Here is a 22,486-nt window from a genome sequence, read left to right on the forward strand (position 1 = left end):
AGAAGCGGTTACCCTCGAATCAGAAATCGCCCTTTTAAAATGGTTGCTTCGACACTTCCATTTTACCAAAGGGCGATATCGTTGTGTTGTTCTAAAAATATTGTAGAAACGATTAGTTTAGCCGTTGACGACCTCGCCGCCGTTCACATGAATAACTTGTCCGGTTACATAGGTAGAATCGTCAGATGCCAGATATACGTAGGCAGGTGCCAGCTCCTCCGGTTGACCCGGGCGCTTCATCGGCTGTGTAGCCCCGAACTCGCTTACCTGCTTCGCATCAAAGGTAGAAGGAATAAGCGGCGTCCAGATGGGGCCTGGGGCAACGGCGTTCACCCGAATGCCTTTTTCAGCCAGATTTGTTGAAAGCGAGCGGGTGAAGCTGAGAATCGCTCCCTTGGTGGACGAATAATCCAGCAGCGAAGGGCTGCCACGATAGGCCGTAATCGAAGTCGTGTTGATGATGGTAGAGCCTTCTTTTAAATGCGGCATCGCTGCCTTCGTCAAATAGAACATCGAGAATATATTCGTCCGGAAGGTGCGCTCCAGCTGCTCGGATGTAATGTCCTCAATATTTTTCTGCGGATGCTGTTCCGCGGCATTGTTAATTAGAATATCAAGCTTGCCAAGGCCTTCTACCGTTTTATTTATGAGATCCTGACAGAACGCTTCCACGCCAATATCGCCGGAGATCAGGACGCATTTGCGGCCTTCCTGTTCAACCTGGCGTTTCGTTTCCTCTGCGTCCTTGTGCTCATTGAGGTAGGAAATCACTACATCCGCACCCTCTTTGGCAAAAAGAACGGCTACCGCACGACCGATTCCGCTATCGCCTCCGGTAATAAGCGCTGCTTTGCCCAGCAGCTTGCCCGCTGCCTTATAATTTGCCGGTTCATACTTGGGACGCGGCTTCATTTCACTTTCAATGCCTGGCTGATGGTGCTGCTCCTGCGGTGGTAAGGTTTTCTTTGTCTCGTTACTGCTTGTCATCATCTTAATCTCCTCTCGCTGTGCAATGGGATTTGACACTAAAGTCTTAGGATGGCTCAAGAGTTTCGATTTATACTCACTTTACGCTATGTTAATTACCACATAGAGCGGGAATTCAAACAAAGAGAAAGGTACTTCAGCCGTAACTACGGGGAATGTTTGGACTTCCGGCCGCTGTTGTCGTAAGAATTCCTTTGATTTTACCGCTATTTGCGGATGAAATCCGGAGACAAAGGCGATCGCTGACGCTCCTCCAGTTCCAAACTTCCCCTTCGTTACTCCTCGCCCATTGTCTTTTTTTATTTCAACCTAAACACAAAAAATTACCCCGGCAGCATTAGCCGGGGTAATCTCGCTCTATCCGTTATATAATCTGGTTATACACCATGAAAAATACCATCAGCAGCAGGGTGACGGCCAGCAGTGAGCTTAAGGAGCGCAGCTTGCCCATGTGTCCCGATACATCGCGGTTCTCACGTAAACCGGATGCAGCCAGACGCAGCGGCTTACTCATGATTCCGCCAAGAGCGAACATCGCCAGCAGCAGAACGACCACGATGACCATCCACGCCACTGAATACCCGTCATCCCCCTGTGTCATCATGTACCCTCCAGTAAGGAACTGAATGACAAGTCCATACTGGGCAAAACGATTCAGGCCGCCGACTGCGCTCAGAGTACCCTCTCTCGCCGGTATCGAAAGCTTCTGCGCACTGCCGATAATAAAGGGCAGAACCAAATAGAAACCGACCGCCAATGTCCCAATCATATGTAAGAAAAAGAAAACGCGTCCCATAACATACCTCCTCAGCTTATACTGTGATATAAATTACAATTACACTTCATTATACCCCATAAAGCAGTGTGAAGAAAAGAAATCCCCATTCTATACTTATAAAATGGGGATTTCTATATTATGATGATCCTTTTTAGGCTCTAACTCAAAATCAGTTCTTGCTTTCCAGCCGAAAACCGCCCACGGTTATTACCTCCATTCCTAAGCCCGCTTTAACATGCGTCTGGTTTCCGGTACAACCCCTCGCCGTGCAAGGGAAAGAGCCAGTGAGATGGAGATATGACAGAATGAAAGGGAAAATTTCCCTCTGATTTTGTCCAATTCCTTGTTATTTTGAAAATAGAGGGAATTCCCCCCTCTATTATTTCCAAAGCACCCCTGGAGATCCTAACCGGGGAAATTAGAGGGATTAACTCCCTATAATTACTGAAATATCCTGCTGTGAACAAAATTAGAGGGATTAACTCCCTACAATTACTGAAATATCCTGCTGTGAACAAAATTAAAGGGATTAACTCCCTATAATTACTGAAATATCCTTCTGCGAGCAAAATTAGAGGGAGTTTTTCCCCTTTGTTTTGCTCGCAGAACATTTCAAGTACTGATTTTGGTGTTGAGCCCCTTTTTAACCTTTTTAAGAGAACTTTCCTTACACAGTTACTACGGAAGTAACGGCCCGCACAGATTCAGCGGATTTATCCAAAGCCGCTTTCTCCTCGCCCGTCAGCTCAAGCTCGAAAATCTTCTCGATTCCGTTCGCACCGAGGAGCGTCGGAACACCCATGAACAAACCGTCGTAGCCGTATTCACCTTCCAGTAAGGCTATAACCGGAATAATCCGTTTCTTGTCCTTCAGGATCGCTTCCGTCATCTGCACCAGCGATGCAGCCGGCGCATAGTAAGCACTGCCGTTCCCCAGCAGATTCACGATTTCACCGCCGCCGACCCGGGTACGCTGCACAATTTCAGCGATGCGTTCCGCCGGGATCAGCGTATCGATTGGAATGCCGCCGACGCTGGAATAACGTACAAGCGGAACCATATCATCGCCATGGCCGCCGAGTACAAAGCCGCGAATATCCTCCACAGACACATTAAGCTCCTGAGCGATAAACGTACAATAACGGGCTGTGTCCAGTACGCCTGACTGTCCGATGACACGGTTCTTCGGAAAGCCCAGTGTGTTATAGGCTACGTAAGTCATGGCATCTACCGGATTGCTCAAAATAATGACAATGGATTCGGGAGCAACACGCTTCACGTTCTCACATACCGATTTCACAATGCCCGCATTGGTGTTGACCAGATCATCGCGGCTCATTCCCGGCTTGCGGGCTACGCCTGCCGTAATAATTACGATATCGGAGTCTGCTGCATCCTCATAGTTCGAGGTTCCTGTAATCGTACTGTCGAACTTTTGTACCGGACTCGCTTCCATCATATCGAGCGCCTTACCTTTGGTAGGGTTCTCCAACTGGGGAATATCAATCAACACTACGTTTCCGAGTTCCTTCTGGGCTAACATAAGCGCCGTGGTGGCGCCGGTAAAACCGGCACCCACGACTGTAATTTTATTACGTTTGATGGCCACGATTAGTCCTCCTATAAGTTACAGATGGCTGATAATTTCGTCGGCAAATGCCGAGCATTTCAATTCCGTTGCGCCTTCCATCTGGCGGGCGAAGTCGTAAGTAACTGTCTTGTTATTGATTGCTGTGCTCATGCCTTTGTATATCAGATCAGCAGCTTCCTGCCAGCCCAAATGTTCCAGCAGCATTACACCGGACAGGATAACCGAACCCGGGTTCACAACGTCTTTATCCGCGTATTTCGGAGCTGTACCATGAGTCGCCTCAAAAATGGCATGACCGGTAACATAGTTAATGTTTGCTCCCGGAGCAATGCCGATGCCGCCGATTTGGGCTGCAAGCGCATCGGACAGGTAGTCTCCGTTAAGGTTCAGCGTAGCGATGACGTCAAAATCAGTCGGACGGGTCAATACCTGCTGCAAGGCGATATCTGCAATTGCATCCTTGATGAGGATTTTGCCGGAGTCCAGCGCATCCTTCTGTGCCGCATTCGCTGCAGCTTCGCCGTCGCGATCCTTAATTGCGTCATACTCGTTCCAAGTAAATACTTTATCTCCGAATTCCTGCTCGGCCACTTCATAGCCCCAGTTCTTGAAGGCTCCTTCAGTGAACTTCATAATGTTGCCCTTATGCACAAGCGTAACGCTCTTGCGTCCGTGCTTGATCGCATATTCCACAGCAGAGCGCACAAGCCGCTTTGAGCCTTCTTCCGAGACGGGCTTAATGCCGATACCTGAGGTTTCCGGGAAACGGATTTTGTTAACACCCATTTCATTCTGCAGGAACTCAAGCACCTTCTTCACTTCAGCTGTACCTTCCTGATATTCAATTCCGGCATAAATATCCTCTGTGTTCTCCCGGAAAATAACCATGTCCACCAGATCCGGACGTTTCACCGGCGAAGGCACCCCTTCGAAATAACGTACAGGACGCAGACAGACGTACAAATCCAGCTCCTGGCGCAGCGCCACATTCAGGGAGCGGATACCGCCCCCGATCGGAGTCGTCAGCGGGCCCTTGATAGCGACAAAATACTCACGAATTGCTTCCAGCGTATCATTTGGCAGCCATTCACCATATGTATTGAAGGCCTTCTCGCCGGCAAACACTTCGTACCAGGCAATTTGCTTGGTGCCGCCATATGCTTTGTCAACCGCAGCATCCAGCACCCGCTTGGAGGCTTTCCATATGTCACGGCCCGTGCCGTCACCCTCGATAAAAGGAATAATCGGATGATTAGGAACCTGCAGCTTACCGTTCTCGATTGTAATTTGTTCGCCTTCTGTCGGCAGATCGTATTTTTCCAATTTCAACATTTGTGTGTGTTCCTCCTCAAAATTTAGTGGCGCAAAGGCTTAGTCAGTTCTCCTACCCAAATGAATCCTGTAAAACTCTCTATCTCTCTTCGACCGGAACGTATTTCTGTTCCACAAGGCCTGTGTATTCTGCACGCGGGCGAATAATCCGGTTGTCCCCATACTGTTCCAAAATATGCGCTGTCCATCCCGATACCCGGCTGATCGCAAAAATTGGCGTGAACAGTTCACGGTCGATCCCCAGCTGAGTATACACGGAGGCCGAGTAGAAATCGACATTCGGCTTGAGGCCCTTTTGCCTTGTGATCAGTTCTTCGATCTTCACAGACATGTCATACAGAGTAGTGTCGCCTTTCATTGTACCAAGTTCCAGCGACATCTTCATCAAATGCTTCGCGCGCGGATCGCCATTCTTATAGACACGGTGTCCGAAGCCCATAATTTTCTCACGGCGTTCCAGCTTCCCTTGGACATACGGCTCAACCGCTTCCAGACTTCCAATCTCCTCCAGCATCTTCATCACGGCTTCATTCGCGCCGCCATGCAGGGGTCCTTTCAGAGCGCCTATAGCAGAAGTAACACCGGAATAAATATCGGACAGCGTCGCTACCGTCACACGGCCGGCAAAAGTGGACGCATTAAGCTCATGATCAGCATGCAGAACGAGCGCAGCATCAAGAGCCTTTACGGACACGGCATCAGGCTGCTTCCCCCACAGCATATACAGGAAGTTCTCGGCGATGGATGCGCCTTCCTTAGGAGCCACAGGCTCCAAACCCTTACGGATGCGTGCCAGCGCGGCTACAACCGTCGGCAGCTGTGCCTGCAGCTTCACTGCTTTGACTTCATTGGCCTCAATGCTCATATCGTCTGCAGCATTATCATACAAGGCGAGACTCGATACGGCGCTCCGCAGCGCAGCCATCGTATTGGCTTCTTTTGGGTACAGCTTCATTTGTTCAATGACCGGCTCCGGAATGGGAGCGAATGCGCTAAGATCACGCTGCAGGGCGCCAAGCTCGGCAGCAGTCGGCAGGCTGCCGAACCATAGCAAATAAGCCGTCTCTTCAAAGCTGGCATTCTCCGCAAGATCATCAATATCATAACCGCGGTAAGTCAGCACGCCATCCACAATGGAGCTGATGGAGGAAGTGGTTGCAACGATGCCTTCCAGGCCTTTAGTAACTGTCATATTCTATCTCTCCTTTACCAACAGGGGTTTAAAAAGCCAATCTTTCATCCATGAAAACATTTACAATTTGAAATATTACAATTTTAAAAAAGCGGGCTGAAGCACATTTGTTCACGAGGTACAAACTGGCTTGCGGATATAACCTTTAATCATCATACCGGATTTTGACGGTTATGTGAACAACGTGGAAGCTTTATCCGGCATCAAATGATTTTATCGGAGAGATAGAAAAAAACTTCTAAAAAGCCGTTTCATGATTGCGCTTTCAGTGTATAAACAAGGCTCCAAAATACTGTTTTATCCGTATCTATTAGTCTTAATATTTCAACTGCGAATATACATAAGACGAGCATTTGTCCCGCTCAGGAAACGGCTTTGAAAGGAGAATCCGGCATGGACCGTCTGATATTGAAAAGACTGCTGCGCGGCCTTTTTGTCGTTCTGGCTGCCCTCGCCTTGCTGGTGGCTCTCTATGTATTGCTGCCGCTTCTGTATCCCCTGTTGCTCGCCTGGCTGCTGGCTTACGTGATGCACCCGCTGGTGCTGGCGCTGAAGCAGCTCAAGCTTCCGGGTTGGCTCGCTGTGATCCTGTCACTGCTGTTTTATATCGGGGGAACAGCACTTGTATTAACTGCTCTGGTTACACGTCTCGTCAAGGAATTGATTGTGCTGACCCAAACGCTTCACCTTCATAGCGATCAGTGGCGCGAGCTGCTGCTAACCTGGAGCCGGAATGCCAGCATACAAAATATGATTAACCAAATCAACCAATTTTACCGTGAGAATCCGGATTATCATGCCACCATTGACAGCAATATCAGCAGAACGACAGAAACCGTCGGATATGCCGTAACGCAGCTGGTAACCGGCTTTTTCAACACCCTCCTTAAGCTGATTTCCGCTCTCCCGAGTATGGGTACTGTTCTTATCGTGGTGGTGCTGGCGGCGTTCTTCCTCAGCATCGGCTGGGAGCGGCACAACGAGAAGCTGACCGGCTGGCTGCCGGAACCGTTCATTAGGCCCCTCTTCGATATCTGGCGCGATTTGCGCAAAGCGCTTTTCGGCTATCTGCGTGCCCAAATGATTCTCATCTCCATAACAGCCGTAATTGTGGTCATCGGCCTGCTGCTGCTGGGAGTGAAGTCAGCCTTTGCTATCGGGCTGATGATCGGTTTTGTGGATTTGCTGCCCTATCTGGGGGTCGGCATCGTTATGCTTCCGTGGGCTGCTTATTCTTATATGACCGGGGATTTGGCGCTGGGTGTCGGCCTGTCCGTGCTGTTCGCTATCATTCTCATCGTACGCCAGGTGCTGGAGCCGAAGGTATTGGCAAGCAGTATCGGACTGGACCCGCTTGCCATGCTGATCGGCATGTTCGTGGGACTGCAGATCTGCGGGGTGCTGGGGCTTATTATCGGTCCCGTTATTTTGGTAATACTCGATGCCTTCAAGCGGGCAGGTGTCTTCAGGGGGCTGCACAACTATATTGTCAGCGGAAGACTGCGATAGAGTCAGGCTTGCCAACCGGGAAATCATTATACACAGCAAAAAGAGCAGGGTCCGTCTTCAGCGACAGATCCCGCTCTTATTTCTGTTTCCTGCATACCGGTCTGCTCCGTTTCTAGCGCCGATAAAACGTAAACGTGCCGTTTTTCATTTTTTTCTCGATCCATTTCAGCAGAACTCCCCGGTAAATAGGCCGTGTCAGCGGAAAGACCAAAGTAAACCCGATCATATCGGTAACGAACCCCGGCAGAATCAACAGCAAACCGCCGAAGAAAATACACAAGCCATCCAGCATCGTCCGTCCGGGCACCCGGCCCTCCTGCATCTGCAGTCTGCTGTCCTGCAATACCTTCTTGCCTTCGAAGCGCATCATCAGTAAGCCAATAACTGAAGTGAACAATAAGAGCAGCAGGGTTTTTGGTGCTCCCAGGTAGTTTGAAACCAAGATAAAACCGAATAATTCCACGGCCGGGACCAAAAATAAAGCCGCCCACAGCCATTTGCTCCTTATCATACTGCTCCTCCTTCTTCCCGCAGCGCCCTTGTTATAGCCTGAAACAGCTCCGGAAGAGTCCGGTCCAGCCTTGCAGGCTTCCATTCCCTGTTCAGCCAGACATGGCTCGTAGAACCGGTAACCAGCAGCTCATCAGATGTAAGGCCGCTCTCTTCCTCCGAAAGCCGCCGCACCTCATATTCAAAGATGACTCTCAGCGCTGAAAAGGTGGTAAGGCGCGCATATACAGCGACAAGATCATCATATCGCGCCGGACTTTTAAATTGCAAATCCGCTGCGGTCACGGGCAGCAATACCCCGCTGTTCTCCATCTCACGGTAAGTGAACCCCAGCTGGCGCAGCAACTCCGTACGTCCGCTTTCGAACCAGTTCAAATAATTGGCATGGTACACGACACCCATTTGGTCGCTTTCCTGATACCGGACCCGAAAGGCCGTAGCATACCAGCTGCTGGAGAGATTCAGGTTGCGTGAACCCATAGAAAATGCCCCCTATTTTTCATAAATCGAGGCCGGCAAGGGATTAAATCAGGCGCCGACTTCGCTAGTTAATACCGGCAGTTTCCGGCTGGAGCTTCGCGCTACATATACAAGCAGGATTGCTCCCGCAGCAGAACTCAGCACACAGGAAAGATTCATGGCGTTTACACCGCCTTGGTTGAGCAGAAATCCGTTCAGCAAGTTACCGAGAATCCCCGCAAAGCCGGAGAACACCATATTAAAAATACTTTGTCCTGTAGCCTGCATATCCGCCGAGGTAATCTGGGAGACGTATTCCACCGCCGAAATATAAAACAGACCGAAGGACAGGCCATGCAGCACCTGCACACCGATCATCACCGAAGGATACGGGAAAGCGACCTGGATCCCCCATCGCAAAACATAGATAAGGGCACCGATCAGCAACGTGCGCTCTCTCCCCAGCTTTTTGATGACTTTCGAAGCAAGCAGCATTGAGGGAACGTTGGTAATGGATGCAATGAACAGGGCAATCCCCGCATATTGGGTCGATCCTCCGACAGACTGGAAAGCGAGTACAAAATACGTGCCGAAAGCCGTCATCGTCTGGTTCACGAGAAAGCTGCCGCCAAGGAACGCCAGAAATACACGATTCTTGATCAGCTGCCGCACACCTTGAGCAAAGGATTGGCTCATCATGTGATTCTCCTCAGCCTGTTTCGGCAGAGTTAGCGCAATAATAACTGCTAATAGGTTAAAGAACAGAAAGGGCATCCAGATGGTAGATACCGAGAACGCTGATACATAGATTCCCCCTGCATAGGCTCCTAGAGCCGCTCCAATACTTAGCATCAGCCGAATGCTTCCGTAGGTGGAGCCTGCCTTCCTTGCCGCTGCTATTGCGTAAGAATCGGCGATAGGGGCCTGTGTAGACGAGAAGATTGTCGACAGCGTGAAGACCAGCATGAGCACAATGAAATATTCAGACCGGTAAAAGACAGCAAGTAGCGCCGGAACAGCCACACTTAAAATCAGCACCATGCGTGTCCAATTATACCGGTCGGAAATAATACCCCATATGGGCTGAATGACAATCGCAATAAGTGTTCCGATTGCCATTAGCATTCCGATCTGGCCGCTGTCTAATCCATTATCGACGAGCAGTAAGGTTAGATAAGGACCGAACGAACCGCCGGCTAACCCTAAAAACAGATAAAATCCGCGCAGCTTCAGTAGTTTTTTCATTTGTGCTTGATGTCCTCTCCATCCTAATATTGACAAAACACTCATTCCTCACCATTCTGCATCTTAAGATTAGCATAACCCGATCCTTTGAAACGTTCAATGCCATAAAGAAAAAGCAATGGGTGAGTTATACCCCATTGCTTTTTGATAGATCATAAATAAGGAAATATACGCCCCCCCGAGGAAATTACTCGTTCGGGATTTGCGCTACTTTAACCAGGTTGGTGGAACCGGAACGTCCCAGCGGAATTCCAGCAGTAATAACGACAAGATCGCCGCCTTTAACCAGACCGGAATCAACTCCGCCTTTGATAGCTGTCTCAAGAAGCTCGTCCGTAGAAGAAGCCTCAAGGCCATGAACCGGAGTTACGCCCCATACCAGAGCCAATTGACGCATGGTTCTTTCTTGTGTCGTAACCGCAATGATCGGCGATTTCGGACGGTATTTGGAAACTACGCGTGCAGTGTGGCCTGTTACAGTCGAAGAGATGATAGCCTTAGCGTTCAGATCCAGTGCAGAAATGGCAACAGATTGGCTGATTGCTTCAGTAACTGTAGTTTCTTGTGCGATTTGCTGCTTCATGAAAATTTCACGGTGGTTCAGAGCAGACTCAGCTTTCTCGGCAATACGGGACATGGTAAGTACCGATTCAACCGGGTATTTACCGGCAGCTGTCTCGCCGGAGAGCATGATTGCATCTGTGCCGTCAAAAATAGCGTTAGCTACGTCACTCGCTTCAGCGCGGGTAGGACGCGGGTTGCGCTGCATGGAATCCAGCATTTGTGTTGCTGTAATAACTGGCTTACCGGCAATGTTACATTTTTGAATCATCAGCTTTTGCGCCAAAGGCACATCTTCAGCCGGAATTTCCACACCGAGATCACCACGGGCAACCATCAGGCCATCGGAAACCGCTAATATTTCATCAAGGTTGTCAACACCTTGCTGGTTTTCGATTTTGGAAATAATTTGAATGTGTGCAGCATTGTTTTTCTCCAGCAACGCACGAATTTCGAGAACGTCGCTAGCTTTACGAACGAAGGAAGCGGCGATAAAATCGATGTCCTGTTCGATCCCGAAAAGAATGTCGTTGGTGTCTTTTTCCGTAATACCCGGCAGGGAGATATGTACTCCTGGTACGTTAACGCCTTTTTTGCTCTTGATCGTACCGCCGTTTACAATACGGGTCTTGATTTCCGTGCCTTGAACGTCGACTACTGTCAAACCAATCAGGCCGTCATCGATAAGGATGGTGGAGCCTACTTGAACGTCATTAGGAAGGTCGCTGTACGTAATCGAGATACGGTTTTGGTCGCCAAGGATTTCTTCCGTAGTCAATGTCAGGTACTCATCCTGAACCAGTTCAATTGGTTCTACTTCAAGCTTGCCTGTGCGAATCTCAGGTCCTTTGGTATCAAGCAGGATTGCAACTGTTTTGTTCAGCTCTTTAGAGGCCTGACGGATCGTTTTGATCCGGTCGCCATGCTCCACGAAATCACCGTGCGAGAAGTTCAGACGAGCCACATTCATACCAGCCAAAATCAATTTTTTGATGTTCTCCAACGATTCACTAGCAGGACCAATCGTACATACAATTTTACTTTTCCGCATTAAGTTTTCCTCCGTTTTTTCGTTCTCTCTGTCTCACTTTTTCCAACTGTAAAATCTACTATAACATTAAGCATTCTCATAGGAACTTTGTCACATACATCAATGACTGCGCCCTTATGAATATTACTGCAAGTGGGACACAAAATCAATGTTCTAGCGACCTTTTGATGTGAAAAAACGTCGAATTTTCTGTATGTCCCGTAAAATAAAAATAACCCCGGCATTACTCCGGGATTATTTGAACGGAAAAAATGATAACATGACCAATACCCTCAAATCAGGTTGGACAAGTATAGATATATGTTCTAAAGTGCAAATGATAACGGGTTTTATTCCTCGATCAGCAGCGCTGCCTCCGGGGAGATTATTTCCTGCTGCCCTTCGGAAAACTTGCCGATTTTGCGGAATTTAAGATACCTGTCCTCTTTCAGAGCAGCGGAATCAAGCACGGAAAGATCCTGTAAATGACGCCAGACCGCTTCCTTGATAGCTGCCGCTGTCGCTTCATAATCCCGATGCGCTCCACCTCTGGGCTCCGGCACGATCTCCTCGATCACTTCCATCTCCAGCAGATCAGACGCTGTAATCTTCATCGCCTCTGCCGCCTGATCCGCCCGGCCTGCATCCTTCCACAGAATGGAGGCAGCACCATTGGGGGAGATAACGGAATAGATCGCATGCTCCAGCATCAGAACACGGTTGCCGACAGCCATTGCCAGCGCTCCGCCGCTGCCGCCTTCACCGATAACCACGCAAATGACCGGAACCCCAAGCTGCGACATGTCCCGTAAATTGCGGGCTATCGCTTCGGACTGGCCTCTCTCTTCAGCCGTATTGCCGGGATAAGCGCCTTTTGTATCGATAAAGGTTACAATCGGGCGTTTGAACTTGTCCGCCTGCTGCATCAAACGCAGCGCCTTACGGAAGCCCTCGGGGTGTGCGCTGCCGAAGAAACGCAAGATATTCTCCTTCGTATCCTTGCCGCGCTGCTGGCCGATAACTGTAACGGGCATTCCGTTCAGCTTGCCGATACCGCCTACAACAGCAAGATCGTCTCCAAACATACGGTCCCCGTGCAGCTCAATAAAATCAGTGAAAATCAGTCCCATGAGATCCAGGGACGTCGGACGGCCATGATGCCGGGCCAGGTGCATTTTCTGCGAGGGAGAGATATTCGAATAGACCTCCTCCTCCAGCACGCGGTAGCGCTCTTCCAGACGGGCAACCTCATCGCTGAAATCAATTCCCTTTTCATCTCCGAACTGCTTCAGCTCGGCTATTTTCTTGCGCATTTCAACCAGAGGCATTTCAAAAGGCAACTCTCCTGCCATCCTAAAATCCCCCTTTCACGTCATGCAGTTCCAAAATTTTGGTCAGTGTCGAACGCATTTCCTTGCGGTGTACCACCAGATCCAGCTGACCGTGCTGCAGGTTGAACTCAGCGGTCTGAAAGTCATCGGGCAGCTTCTGGCGAATCGTCTGTTCTATAACGATCCGTCCCGCGAAGCCGAATACCGCTCCAGGTTCCGCAATATTGATATCACCCAGGCTTGCAAAGCTCGCGGAAACGCCACCCGTAGTCGGATCTGTAATTACTGAAATATACAGCCCTCCCGCTTCGTTGAAACGGGCCAGCGCCGCGCTTGTCTTCGCCATCTGCATCAGGCTCAATATGCTTTCCTGCATTCTCGCCCCGCCTGAGGTTGAGAATATGAGCAGCGGCAGTCCCTTCTCGGTTGCTTCCTCAACAGCGCGGGTAATCTTCTCCCCTACCACCGAGCCCATACTGCCCGAGAAAAACTCAAAGTTCATAACGGCTACGATCACCGGATGACCTCCGATGCTTCCCTGGCCTGTTACCACAGCATCAGGCTGTCCGGATTTAAGCTGCTGCTGCTCCAGTTTGGAGGCATAGCCGGGGAATTGCAGCGGATCGACAGACGTCATCTCGCTGTCGAACTCGATAAATCCTTCTGCGTCGAGGGTCATCGCGATACGCTCGGCAGCGTTCAGGCGCATGTGATGGCCGCAGGACGGACAAACCTTCAAATTCTTTTCCAGCTCCTTGCTGTACTGGATCGTACTGCATTTACTGCATTTACTCATAAGTCCTTCCGGGATCTCCCGTTTGGGGCGTTCCCCATCTAACGGTCCGCCGCTCCGCTCCACACGCTCTGAAGGAATAGTCGCGTACTTTCGTTTTTTCTGAAATAAATCTTTGAACAAGGGGCGCACCTCTTCAGCCGTTTATTTTGCGTTATGCAGCTTACTGCTGTCATGACTGCTCTACGTATGTGTAAATCAGGGATGCAGGATGAGATTAAGGACTTCCTGCACTTCCTCAAGCTCTCCAGAAGGAACCAGAATTTCAAATTGCTGCTTGGACATATTGATCGGACGGCATTCTACCAAAAAGCCTTCTTCCGTCAACCTGTTCTTAATCATATCCGCCACTCTGGCGGTCGGAGCGATATATATTACCGTCCACATGCCCTGCAAGGCCTCCCCAATCTTAATTCCCAGCCGTATCCCGTATAATGGAATCATGATAACACAGTTTTCTTTTTTCCCGCAACAGGAGAGATAAGGAGGTTCAAGACGGGGATAAGCCTCATCTTAGGCAAAACGGACCGCCAGATTACGTCCTATCCTAGTAATGAGGATAGACCTTGGCACCTTCATGCCGGTGCGCAATCCGGGCGGAAGCGGCAGCGGCCACACCTGCAACTAGATCATCAAGAAAGACATGGATACTGTTCTTATCGTCGTTCAATTTGCCGATAATGCCCAGCTTTATTTTATCCAGATAACCGAAGCCTGTCAGCCCGATCATCCCATATACTCCGGTAATTCCCAGCGCCAAGGTTTCATCGGCACCATAAAGCGATTCATCCGCTTCCAAGACCGCCTGCAGCGGCTGCGGCAGCAGCCCCTTCTCCGCGAGTTCATCCAACGCGATTCCCGTCATCAGCGTGTACTGCACCTCTCTCTTGCCCAGAACAGCCTTGACGCTCGTTACACATTCCTCTTCGGTTAAATTCGAATAATAAGCCGATTGTAAAATGTATACGATCTCAGCGATGGATGAAATTTTAACTCCCCTGCGTTCCAGCAGATCTGCCGCCATTTGATATGACATAAAATTCCCCTTTCCGCACTTGGTGTCCGTGGTTTCCTAATGTATGCGAAAAGAAGACGAAATGTTCTTATTTTATTCTTACTGTACCTGCTCCCAGCATCTCCTCGATCTCAGCAAACAGTTCCTGGGAGGGCTTGATCCGGTAGCTGTCGCTGAGTGCGAGCAGCTTCTGATCGCGTTCATAGAACAACAAGGTGGCTACAGTTCCCGGATGGGTCTGCAGCAGCTCCTTCAGGCGCGACAGCAGAGCGGGATTCTCGGATTGCGGCGTGATCTTGATAAACGCGCGCTGGCCGGGCCCGCTGACGCCCGGCGCCTTCGGGTGCCGGGGCGGCAACTCCGCCGGCGCCACGGCTTGCCGCGCGGCGTCTGGAGCGGCGACGCCCGCCGATGCGGGCCGTCGCGGCGCTGCAGCCGGCAGCGGGGCGGATTTCCCCGCTGCCGGACGGCCAGCGCTGTCGGCTCCGCCTGCGGCTGTGCTGCGGCTCCCGCCCGGCGGACGGGACGCCGCTGCGCTGCGCCGCTGAAGCAGGCCCCGCAGCGTATCTGCGCCTATCGGTGCCACTTCCTCCGCCAGCAGCTTGAAGCCTTCGTCGCCCTGCTGTACCTTGGCGCGCAGTGCCAGCAGCGCCCCTTTCTCAACCAGACTCCGGCTGCGTTTCCAGACCTCGGGGAACAGCACGACCTCGCAGCGCTCGATTTGATCCTCCCATTCGACAAAAGCCATGGCTTTGCCTTGTTTTGTCGTAATTTCCTTGATGGATACAACCATGCCCGCTGTTACGGTCTGGCTCTCATCCGGGACCTCGCCCAGATCCATCAGCCGCTGCAGCCCGTTCTCCTCCAGCAGTTCGGCGCTGTCATCCAGCGGATGGCCCGACAGATACAGGCCGAGCAGTTCACGCTCCATTTCAAGCTGCTGCCCTCCCGTAAATTTCGGGATATCCGGGTAGCGGATTTCCCAGTTCGGAGTCTCTACAAGATCGTCGAACAGCTGGATTTGCAGCTCATCCCGCTCCTTGCGCCATTTGACAGCAGCATCAACCGTCTCATCCAGCATAGCCAGAAGCTGCGCCCGGTGGCCCGGCAGACCATCAAAAGCTCCGGCCTGAAGCAGCGATTCCACCACGCGCTTGTTGCATACCCGCAGATCCACCCTGCGGCAGAAATCGAGCAGACTGTCGAATGGCCGCTCCTGCCGCACCGCCATAATATTTTCTACAGCCAGCGTACCTACGTTCTTGACCGCAGCCAGCCCGAAACGGATATGCCCTGCTTCCTCACCCGTAACCGGGGTGAACAGCACTCGGCTTTCGTTCACATCCGGCGGAAGTACACGGATGCCCATCCGCCGGCATTCCAGCACATACTCGGCCACCTTGCGGTGGGTTCCCATCACGGCTGTGAGCATAGAGGACATGAACTGCACCGGATAATGGGCTTTGAGGTAAGCGGTCTGGAAGGACAAAATGCCGTATGCGGCGGCATGGGCACGCGGGAAGCCGTAATCGGCAAAGCGCACAATCATATCATAAACGGCATTTGCATCTCCTTCGCTATAGCCCTGCTTCAGGCTGCCCTCGACAAAATGGCTCCGCTCCTTGTCCAGCGTCTCGCGCTTTTTCTTGGATACGGCCCGGCGGAGCAAATCCGCTTCGCCAAGCGAGAAGCCGGCCATCAGGGAGGCGATTTGCATGATCTGCTCCTGATAGACGATGATGCCATACGTATCGGACAGGATCGGTTTCAGATCGGGATGCGGATACTCCACTTCCACCTGGCCATGCTTGCCCTGAATATACTTGGGGATAAACTCCATCGGACCCGGGCGGTACAAAGCAAGTACGGATATGATGTCTTCAAAGACGTTCGGCTTCATATCCTTCAGAACGCGCCGTATGCCTGCCGACTCCAGCTGGAATACACCCGTGGTCTCTCCGGCTCCAAGCATCTCATAAGTTGCTTCATCATTGTCGGGAATGACCCGGAAATCAGGGATTTCACCGGTTATATCCCTGATCCATTTCATAGTCCGCTCGATAATGGACAAGGTACGCAGCCCCAGGAAATCCATCTTGAGCAGACCCACGCTCTCCAGATGCTCCATGGAATACTGGGTCAGCGCCGTACTCTCGTTGCCCTCCTGCAGCGGGACAGCATCGGTCAACGGCCCTTTCGAAATCACCACGCCTGCAGCATGTGTCGAAGCATGCCGCGGCATTCCCTCTACCTTCATAGCCATATCGAGCAGGGCTCTCGTCTTCGGATTGCCTTCATACAAAGCCTTCAGCTCCGGGCTGCTCTCCAGCGCCCGGGCAATGCTGATCCCAAGCTGTCCTGGTATAAGCTTGGCCGCTTTATCGACTTCGCCGTAGGGCAGGTTCATGGCCCGACCCACATCACGCACTGCAGCCCGCGCCGCCATGGTTCCAAACGTAATAATCTGCGCCACATGTTCATTCCCGTACTTATCCACAACATACCCGATGACTTCTTCACGGCGCTCATCACTGAAGTCGATATCAATATCAGGCATCGTGATCCGTTGCGGGTTAAGGAAACGCTCGAACAAAAGATTGTACTTAAGCGGGTCCACATTGGTAATGCGCAATGTATATGCGGTAAGGCTGCCTGCCGAAGAGCCACGCCCGGGCCCGGTAGCGATACCCTGTCGATGGCAATAGGCGATGAAATCCCACACGATCAGAAAATAATCGCAGAAGCCCATATTCTCGATAACATCCAGCTCGTAAGCCAGCCGTTTCTCCGCATTCTCCCGCTGTGAAGGTGAAGCCCATAGCGGCGTGTCTATGTAACGTTCCTCCAAGCCGCGCCGGCACAGCTCACGCAGATAGGCAGCGGAATCCATGCCCTCCGGAAGCGGTGCATAGGCAGGCAGGATATGCTTTCCGAATTCCAGCTCCAGATTACATTTCTCCGCAATAATGTGACTGTTCTCCAGCGCCTGCGGCACATGCGGGAACAGGGCAGCCATCTCCTCGCCGCTTTTCATAAACAGCTGATTGGTTCCTATCTTGAAGCGCTCCTCATCGTCTACCGTCTTTCCGGTTCCGATGCAGATCAGCACATCCTGCACTTCAGCGTCTTCCTCGGATAAATAATGCACATCATTGGTTGCCACAAGCGGAATATCACATTCTGCAGCCAGGGCAATCAGCTTCGGATTCACTCTCTTTTGCTCCGGCATTCCATGATCCTGCAGCTCCAGATAAAAGTCTTCTCCAAAAATCTCCTTGTAGCGCAGCGCTGACTTCCGTGCTTCCTCATCGCGTCCATGCAGCAAATGCTGCGGGACCTCTCCGCCAAGACAGGCGCTTAGACAGATTATCCCCTCCGAGTGAGACGCAAGGGCATCCATATCAATGCGCGGCTTATAATGCTGCCCCTCCAGGTGGCCGATAGAGATCAGCTTCATCAGATTCCTGTAGCCGGTTTCATTCTTGGCAAGCAGAATCAGGTGATAGATAGGCTGGTCTTTTCGACTGCCCCTCTCGCGGCGTGAGCCTGCGGTCAAATAGGCTTCGCAGCCAATAATGGGCTTGATGCCCTTCTCTTTACAAGCTTTATAAAAAGGGATGGCCCCGTACATAACCCCATGATCCGTTAATGCCAGCGACTTCATGCCATATTCGCCGGCCCTGCGCACAAGATCGGTGATACGTGCCGCCCCATCCAGTAAACTGTATTCACTGTGCACATGCAGATGCACGAAAGGGCTCATTAATCCCACTTCCTTTCCTTCAAAAACTCTGGACATAAGATGTAACTATTTTATCATATTAGGGGGGGACGCGCCCATAGAATGGATAGAGAGCACAGGGACAGGCAGACCTTTAGCTTCAGCCGCGTCCGGAAAGGGGCAATGACTTTATGAATCTGTTTTTGAGCAAAGCCGTCCTTGATTTCTTCATCGCCTTCGGGATTGTCCTCGGCGGAGCCATGCTCGGGGGAATCGGTGCCGTAGTTTCTTTGCAGCCGCCGTCCCAGACCATGCTGGACGTGGCTGACCGGATCAAGATTTGGGCTCTGGCCGCTGCTGTTGGCGGCACCATTGATCCTATGCGGGTCATTGAGAGCAACATGCTGGGAGGGAATCTCTCGCCGGCAATCAAGCAAATCATGTATCTCGTATTCGCCTTCCTGGGAGCACATATGGGCAGTGAGCTCGTCAAATGGGTGTGCGGCAGGGGGTAGGACAATGAGGATGCCGCCTTTTCAGCGCTTTCGTCGCTTTTCCCAGATTTCCGCGGTATTTGTGCTTGGTATGGTCGTGGGAAGCATAGTCTACAATGCCATTTACCACATGGGATATAATGTGCTGTGGCTGAATAATCAGGATCTGCGCGTACAGATTGAGCAGTATGAGAAGGATATACTGACACTGAAGAAATATAACAAAACTTCAACCGTGATCCGTCAGATCAAAATCCGTGCTGAAGAGGCTAAGGAGAAGGAGGAAGCTTCTTCCCTTAATCCTGTAACCGTCAAAGAGATTATTAGTAAAATGAGCTCCGACCTCACACCGTTGCGGGGCCGCAGCGTATTCGATATCGATACCGACAGTAAGATGGCCCGACTTCTGCTGGACGGTAAAATATATATTGTCCGCGACAAGGAATACACAGTAACTATCCGGACCATGCTCGTCATGGAGGGCGTTCTGCAAATTTGGGTGGAGATCAATCCTTACAAACGCAGCTGAGTATAATCGTGTTACAATACGTGCAAGTATACTCTCTCTCATTTAGCAGAGATTTTTAAAGGAGCGGCCTCTCCATGGTTATGATTATCAAGTATTTACTGTTTATCCTGCTGGTGGTTTTTGTTGTCGGCGCCGCCTATTTCAGCACTGCCTCCCGACGTGCCGCCGATCCTCTGGATAAGGGGAAGAAGCGTTCAATCATGAATGTAATGATGGGGGCTATGCTCGTGACTCTGGCCCTTATGTCCATGTTTCTCTTTCAAGGCTCTACTCTCAATATCATTGTGGAAGCGGCCTTCCTCGTCATGGGTGCTTTTAATATTTTTTCGGGTCTGCGCAGCCATGGATATTACAGCCGGTTGAAGAATTAGATCAAGCAACGGATATAAGCTAAAGGGGGTGTCCCAAAAGCCATGAAATGGCTGCTGGGACACCCCCTGGTTTTTTGCGTAGGATGGTACGCGGGCACTTGGGTGGGCGCTTACGGATGATCTATCGATTGCAGCATCATTACGGACTTGGCGACCAAGGTCTCCAGGTGGGTAATCTCAATTTCCAGCTTGCAGGTACGGCGGCTGCTTTCCAGCAGCTTCGGCATTACAATGACCGAATCCTCGATTTGCACGGGACGCACAAAATAGGTAGACATGTTATCTAGCACGTAATCGTTCCCTGTAATATCCTTGGCCGCTTTAAACGCCGAAAGCGTCATCAGCGTGGACAGCACACCCTCGGAAATCGTCCCGAGGTCTGTCGCCATCTGCGGTGTAATGAAGCCGTGGAAAAACAGCCGCCCTTCATCGTCCCGTTCCTCCGCAAAGCCGTTCCACATGAGATGATCAAAAGTCTCGCCCAGTTGAGGCTGGTTGCGGACGTCACGCAGGCTTTGCAGCACCTCCTTACGGGTCAGGCTGCCGACCAGCTTGCGATTACGGTCCACAATGGGCAGGAAGTCAATGCCTTCCCACATCATAATCTGGGCCGCCGAAGCCAGCGAGGTCTGAAGACCGGCCGTAATCGGATTGCGGATCATGGCCTTCTCAATGCTCTGTCCTTCCGTCAAGGACTCCACATCACGGCGGCCGACAATGCCGATGACACGGTTCCATTCATCTGTAACGGGAAAACGCTGTTCCCCGCTATCCAGAGCCAGCTTCCGCAGCTCAAGCACGGTGCTGGAAATTTTTAGTGTATTCAGACGTTTGCTCTCTACAATATCCTCTACCAGCATAATTTTCTTCTTGATCAGCCGGTCAAAAATCGCCCGGTTAATCATTGAAGCCACTGTAAAGGTATCATGGCGCGATGAGATGACAGGCAAATCCAGCTGATCTGCCAGAGCCTTCACCTCACGGCTTGTCCCAAATCCGCCTGTAACAAGAACACCCGCTCCCTGCTCCAGCGCAAGCGAGTGCACATCCTCACGGTTACCTACGATCAGCAGGCTGTCTGCATCGATATAGCGGATCATGGCATCTACTTTCATCGCCCCGATTACATATTTATGGAGATGCTTGCCTAAGCCATTCACTCCGCCCAGCACATGCCCTTCAACGATGTCAACGACATCACCGAAGGTGAGCTGTTCGGATATATTTCTGGGCTTCTTCTCCACGCGGACTGTGCCGATCCGCTCCTTCGTAATGACGATCCCCAGATTCTCTGCTTCCTTAACCGCCCGGTAAGCTGTACCTTCACTAACGAATATTTCCTTGGCCAGCTTCCGGACGGAAATCTTCGTCCCAACCTTCAGACTTTCTATATGCTGCAGCAGCTGCTCGTGCTTAGTAATTGCATCTCCTTGACTCTCCAACTGTTACACCCCCGGGCTCCGAACTGTACTATTCTGTACTTATATATTAACTGGTTTCGGGGGTATTCGCAATCGTTTGAATCGCGGTTACAGGAGAGAATTCAGGATCGTTGTGTAACCCGTCCTTCCTCTGTCCACTTGCTCTGCCACTCATTCAGCTTGGCCTTGCGGACAGCCTCCAGCCGTTTGGACTTTTCCTCATCCACACCAATAATGAAATGCAAATGCGCTGCAATAACCAGAAAAGCGAAAGCACACCATATCACGCCGAATCCGAAAACCCAACCCGGCTCATTTCCAGGTGACAGCCTGGGCAGAGCATAGAGCAGCATGGACAGCGCCATCAGAAGGTAGACAACATGCTTGAACTTGTTTCTTTTTTTCATTAGGACAGCTCCTTCATATACAGAATCTATATCTCTACTCTATGAGCACGGAGCTATAAATATGAGACAAGTCTTTGGATAAAAAACAGCTTCCTATGGTATAGCTAAGTATGGTAAATCGAACAATTTTATGAGATGATGGCGACATTCTAGGGAGGCGATTGCAGAGTGACACAAGCATATAATCAGACCCATTATGTAATCCGAAAAAAAGTATTCTCCATCCTCGGCGCTAAAATTCATATCTATGATCGTGCGGAAAATCTGGTTCTCTACTCACAAATGAAAGCTTTCAAGCTGAAAGAGGATATCTCCTTGTACACGGATGAGGACATGAATAAGGAGCTTCTGCGCATTCAGGCCCGCCGTATGATTGACTTTTCCGCCACTTATGATGTTAAGGATTCGGTCACGGGGGAGCATGTTGGCGCCCTTCGCCGTAAAGGCCTCAAATCCATTCTGAAAGATGAGTGGGTTATTCTGGACCCTAATGATGTTGAAATCGGAAAAATTGCGGAGGACAACCTGCTAATGGCGTTGCTTCGGCGCTTCATCAACCTGATTCCACAGAGCTACAATGCCGAACTGGGAGGGCAAACCATCACTACCTTCAAGCAAAATTTCAACCCGTTCGTGACCAAAATCAGCGTCGATTTCTCCGGTGACCCTAACCAGCGGTTTGACCGCCGTCTGGGGCTTGCGGCAGGTATTCTCCTTTGCGCGGTGGAGGGTAAGCAGGAGTAGGCGATGTTCACAACAATTCTATGAAAAAGGTCCTTTATTTTCGAGTAAACTATAGGCGGATGTTCTATGCGGACGCTCCGCGAACGAAACGTTGCTCCAATCGCTGTTGTATCCAGATTTTTTTAATTTTCCCTTAGCGGTAAAAATCCGGATACAAAGGCGAACGCTATCGCTTCTCCGCAATCGTTCCGTCCTCTCCGCTGCTTTCAGCGGAACCCATATTTTAACCACGAAATATAAAATGGTATACACAAAGAAACCTCTGCTTTGAAATGGTTGGTGGTAACTTCCATTTTGCCAAAGAGAGGTTTCTTTGCGTTCAGTAAAATGAATAAATCTGGACAAAACAGCGATTGGAGCAACGATCCATTCACGCAGCGTCCGCACAGAAAACCCATTGAAGTCTTGCTCAAAAGCAAGGGAGTTCCAGCAGCCATTTGCATGGCTTTTGAGGGACCCCTTTTTT

Annotated in this window: 21 protein-coding genes; 5 read left to right on the top strand and 16 right to left on the bottom strand. The window is 50.7% G+C overall.

Annotation, left to right across the window (positions count from 1 at the left end):
- Positions 1-117: 117 nt before the first annotated feature.
- The 5 genes from PaeBR_RS18445 to PaeBR_RS18465 form a co-directional block, all read right to left on the bottom strand.
- Entirely contained in the window at positions 118-987 is an 870-nt protein-coding gene (locus tag PaeBR_RS18445; RefSeq protein ID WP_410511973.1) for an SDR family oxidoreductase, read from the bottom strand.
- Positions 988-1,351: 364 nt separating this feature from the next.
- Positions 1,352-1,783 carry a hypothetical protein gene (locus tag PaeBR_RS18450; RefSeq protein WP_410511974.1) on the bottom strand — a complete coding sequence of 144 codons (432 nt, stop codon included), beginning with the start codon at positions 1,781-1,783 and terminating at the stop codon, positions 1,352-1,354.
- Positions 1,784-2,432: 649 nt separating this feature from the next.
- Positions 2,433-3,374, bottom strand: a complete 942-nt coding sequence (gene mdh, locus PaeBR_RS18455; RefSeq protein ID WP_410511975.1) for a malate dehydrogenase — start codon at positions 3,372-3,374, stop codon at positions 2,433-2,435.
- An 18-nt stretch (positions 3,375-3,392) separates the two neighbouring features.
- Positions 3,393-4,688, bottom strand: coding sequence for an NADP-dependent isocitrate dehydrogenase (icd, locus tag PaeBR_RS18460; RefSeq protein WP_410511976.1), 1,296 nt, complete (start codon positions 4,686-4,688; stop codon positions 3,393-3,395).
- 79 nt (positions 4,689-4,767) lie between these two features.
- Positions 4,768-5,880, bottom strand: a complete 1,113-nt coding sequence (locus PaeBR_RS18465) for a citrate/2-methylcitrate synthase (protein WP_410511977.1) — start codon at positions 5,878-5,880, stop codon at positions 4,768-4,770.
- 393 nt (positions 5,881-6,273) lie between these two features.
- Between PaeBR_RS18465 and ytvI the strand changes: the two genes are divergently transcribed.
- On the top strand, positions 6,274-7,389 hold the full coding sequence (gene ytvI / locus PaeBR_RS18470) for a sporulation integral membrane protein YtvI (RefSeq protein WP_410511978.1): 1,116 nt from the start codon (positions 6,274-6,276) through the stop codon (positions 7,387-7,389).
- A gap of 112 nt (positions 7,390-7,501) precedes the next feature.
- Here the strand turns inward: ytvI and PaeBR_RS18475 are convergent, their stop codons facing one another.
- The 9 genes from PaeBR_RS18475 to PaeBR_RS18515 all read right to left on the bottom strand — a co-directional run bounded on the left by PaeBR_RS18475 (position 7,502) and on the right by PaeBR_RS18515 (position 18,096).
- On the bottom strand, positions 7,502-7,900 hold the full coding sequence (locus PaeBR_RS18475) for an FxsA family protein (protein ID WP_410511979.1): 399 nt from the start codon (positions 7,898-7,900) through the stop codon (positions 7,502-7,504).
- Positions 7,897-8,379: an acyl-CoA thioesterase gene (locus PaeBR_RS18480; protein ID WP_410511980.1), complete on the bottom strand. Its 483-nt coding sequence runs from the start codon at positions 8,377-8,379 to the stop codon at positions 7,897-7,899. Before PaeBR_RS18480 ends, PaeBR_RS18475 begins: the two co-directional genes overlap by 4 nt.
- A 48-nt stretch (positions 8,380-8,427) precedes the next feature.
- Complete coding sequence (locus PaeBR_RS18485) at positions 8,428-9,603, bottom strand: MFS transporter (protein ID WP_410511981.1); 1,176 nt, start codon at positions 9,601-9,603, stop codon at positions 8,428-8,430.
- Between the two features lie 187 nt (positions 9,604-9,790).
- On the bottom strand, positions 9,791-11,215 hold the full coding sequence (pyk, locus tag PaeBR_RS18490; protein WP_410511982.1) for a pyruvate kinase: 1,425 nt from the start codon (positions 11,213-11,215) through the stop codon (positions 9,791-9,793).
- Between the two features lie 329 nt (positions 11,216-11,544).
- Positions 11,545-12,546 carry an acetyl-CoA carboxylase carboxyltransferase subunit alpha gene (locus PaeBR_RS18495; RefSeq protein WP_410511983.1) on the bottom strand — a complete coding sequence of 334 codons (1,002 nt, stop codon included), beginning with the start codon at positions 12,544-12,546 and terminating at the stop codon, positions 11,545-11,547.
- A gap of 1 nt (position 12,547) precedes the next feature.
- Entirely contained in the window at positions 12,548-13,441 is an 894-nt protein-coding gene (gene accD / locus PaeBR_RS18500; RefSeq protein ID WP_410511984.1) for an acetyl-CoA carboxylase, carboxyltransferase subunit beta, read from the bottom strand.
- 75 nt (positions 13,442-13,516) lie between these two features.
- Positions 13,517-13,705 (bottom strand): glutamate decarboxylase, encoded by a 189-nt coding sequence (locus PaeBR_RS18505; protein ID WP_410515236.1) that lies wholly within the window; start codon positions 13,703-13,705, stop codon positions 13,517-13,519.
- Between the two features lie 160 nt (positions 13,706-13,865).
- Entirely contained in the window at positions 13,866-14,354 is a 489-nt protein-coding gene (locus tag PaeBR_RS18510) for a phosphatidylglycerophosphatase A (RefSeq protein WP_410511985.1), read from the bottom strand.
- A 67-nt stretch (positions 14,355-14,421) separates the two neighbouring features.
- Positions 14,422-18,096, bottom strand: coding sequence for a DNA polymerase III subunit alpha (locus tag PaeBR_RS18515; RefSeq protein WP_410511986.1), 3,675 nt, complete (start codon positions 18,094-18,096; stop codon positions 14,422-14,424).
- 149 nt (positions 18,097-18,245) lie between these two features.
- Here PaeBR_RS18515 and PaeBR_RS18520 point away from each other — a divergent pair, with 149 nt between their 5' ends.
- The 3 genes from PaeBR_RS18520 to PaeBR_RS18530 all read left to right on the top strand — a co-directional run bounded on the left by PaeBR_RS18520 (position 18,246) and on the right by PaeBR_RS18530 (position 19,448).
- On the top strand, positions 18,246-18,569 hold the full coding sequence (locus tag PaeBR_RS18520; protein WP_410511987.1) for a YtrH family sporulation protein: 324 nt from the start codon (positions 18,246-18,248) through the stop codon (positions 18,567-18,569).
- A gap of 4 nt (positions 18,570-18,573) precedes the next feature.
- Positions 18,574-19,077 carry a hypothetical protein gene (locus PaeBR_RS18525; RefSeq protein WP_410511988.1) on the top strand — a complete coding sequence of 168 codons (504 nt, stop codon included), beginning with the start codon at positions 18,574-18,576 and terminating at the stop codon, positions 19,075-19,077.
- Positions 19,078-19,151: 74 nt separating this feature from the next.
- Complete coding sequence (locus PaeBR_RS18530) at positions 19,152-19,448, top strand: YtpI family protein (protein ID WP_410511989.1); 297 nt, start codon at positions 19,152-19,154, stop codon at positions 19,446-19,448.
- A gap of 110 nt (positions 19,449-19,558) precedes the next feature.
- Here the strand turns inward: PaeBR_RS18530 and PaeBR_RS18535 are convergent, their stop codons facing one another.
- Both PaeBR_RS18535 and PaeBR_RS18540 read right to left on the bottom strand, forming a co-directional pair.
- Positions 19,559-20,890, bottom strand: coding sequence for a DRTGG domain-containing protein (locus PaeBR_RS18535; RefSeq protein WP_410511990.1), 1,332 nt, complete (start codon positions 20,888-20,890; stop codon positions 19,559-19,561).
- 101 nt (positions 20,891-20,991) lie between these two features.
- Entirely contained in the window at positions 20,992-21,276 is a 285-nt protein-coding gene (locus PaeBR_RS18540) for a hypothetical protein (protein WP_410511991.1), read from the bottom strand.
- Positions 21,277-21,444: 168 nt separating this feature from the next.
- Here PaeBR_RS18540 and PaeBR_RS18545 point away from each other — a divergent pair, with 168 nt between their 5' ends.
- The gene (locus PaeBR_RS18545; RefSeq protein ID WP_410511992.1) at positions 21,445-22,020 is read left to right on the top strand and encodes a hypothetical protein; all 576 of its coding nucleotides are present in this window, start codon (positions 21,445-21,447) and stop codon (positions 22,018-22,020) included.
- Positions 22,021-22,486 lie beyond the last annotated feature (466 nt).

Origin of the sequence: Paenibacillus sp. BR2-3 (assembly GCF_046529485.1) — a bacterium.
Taxonomy (GTDB): Bacteria; Bacillota; Bacilli; order Paenibacillales; family Paenibacillaceae; genus Paenibacillus_AQ.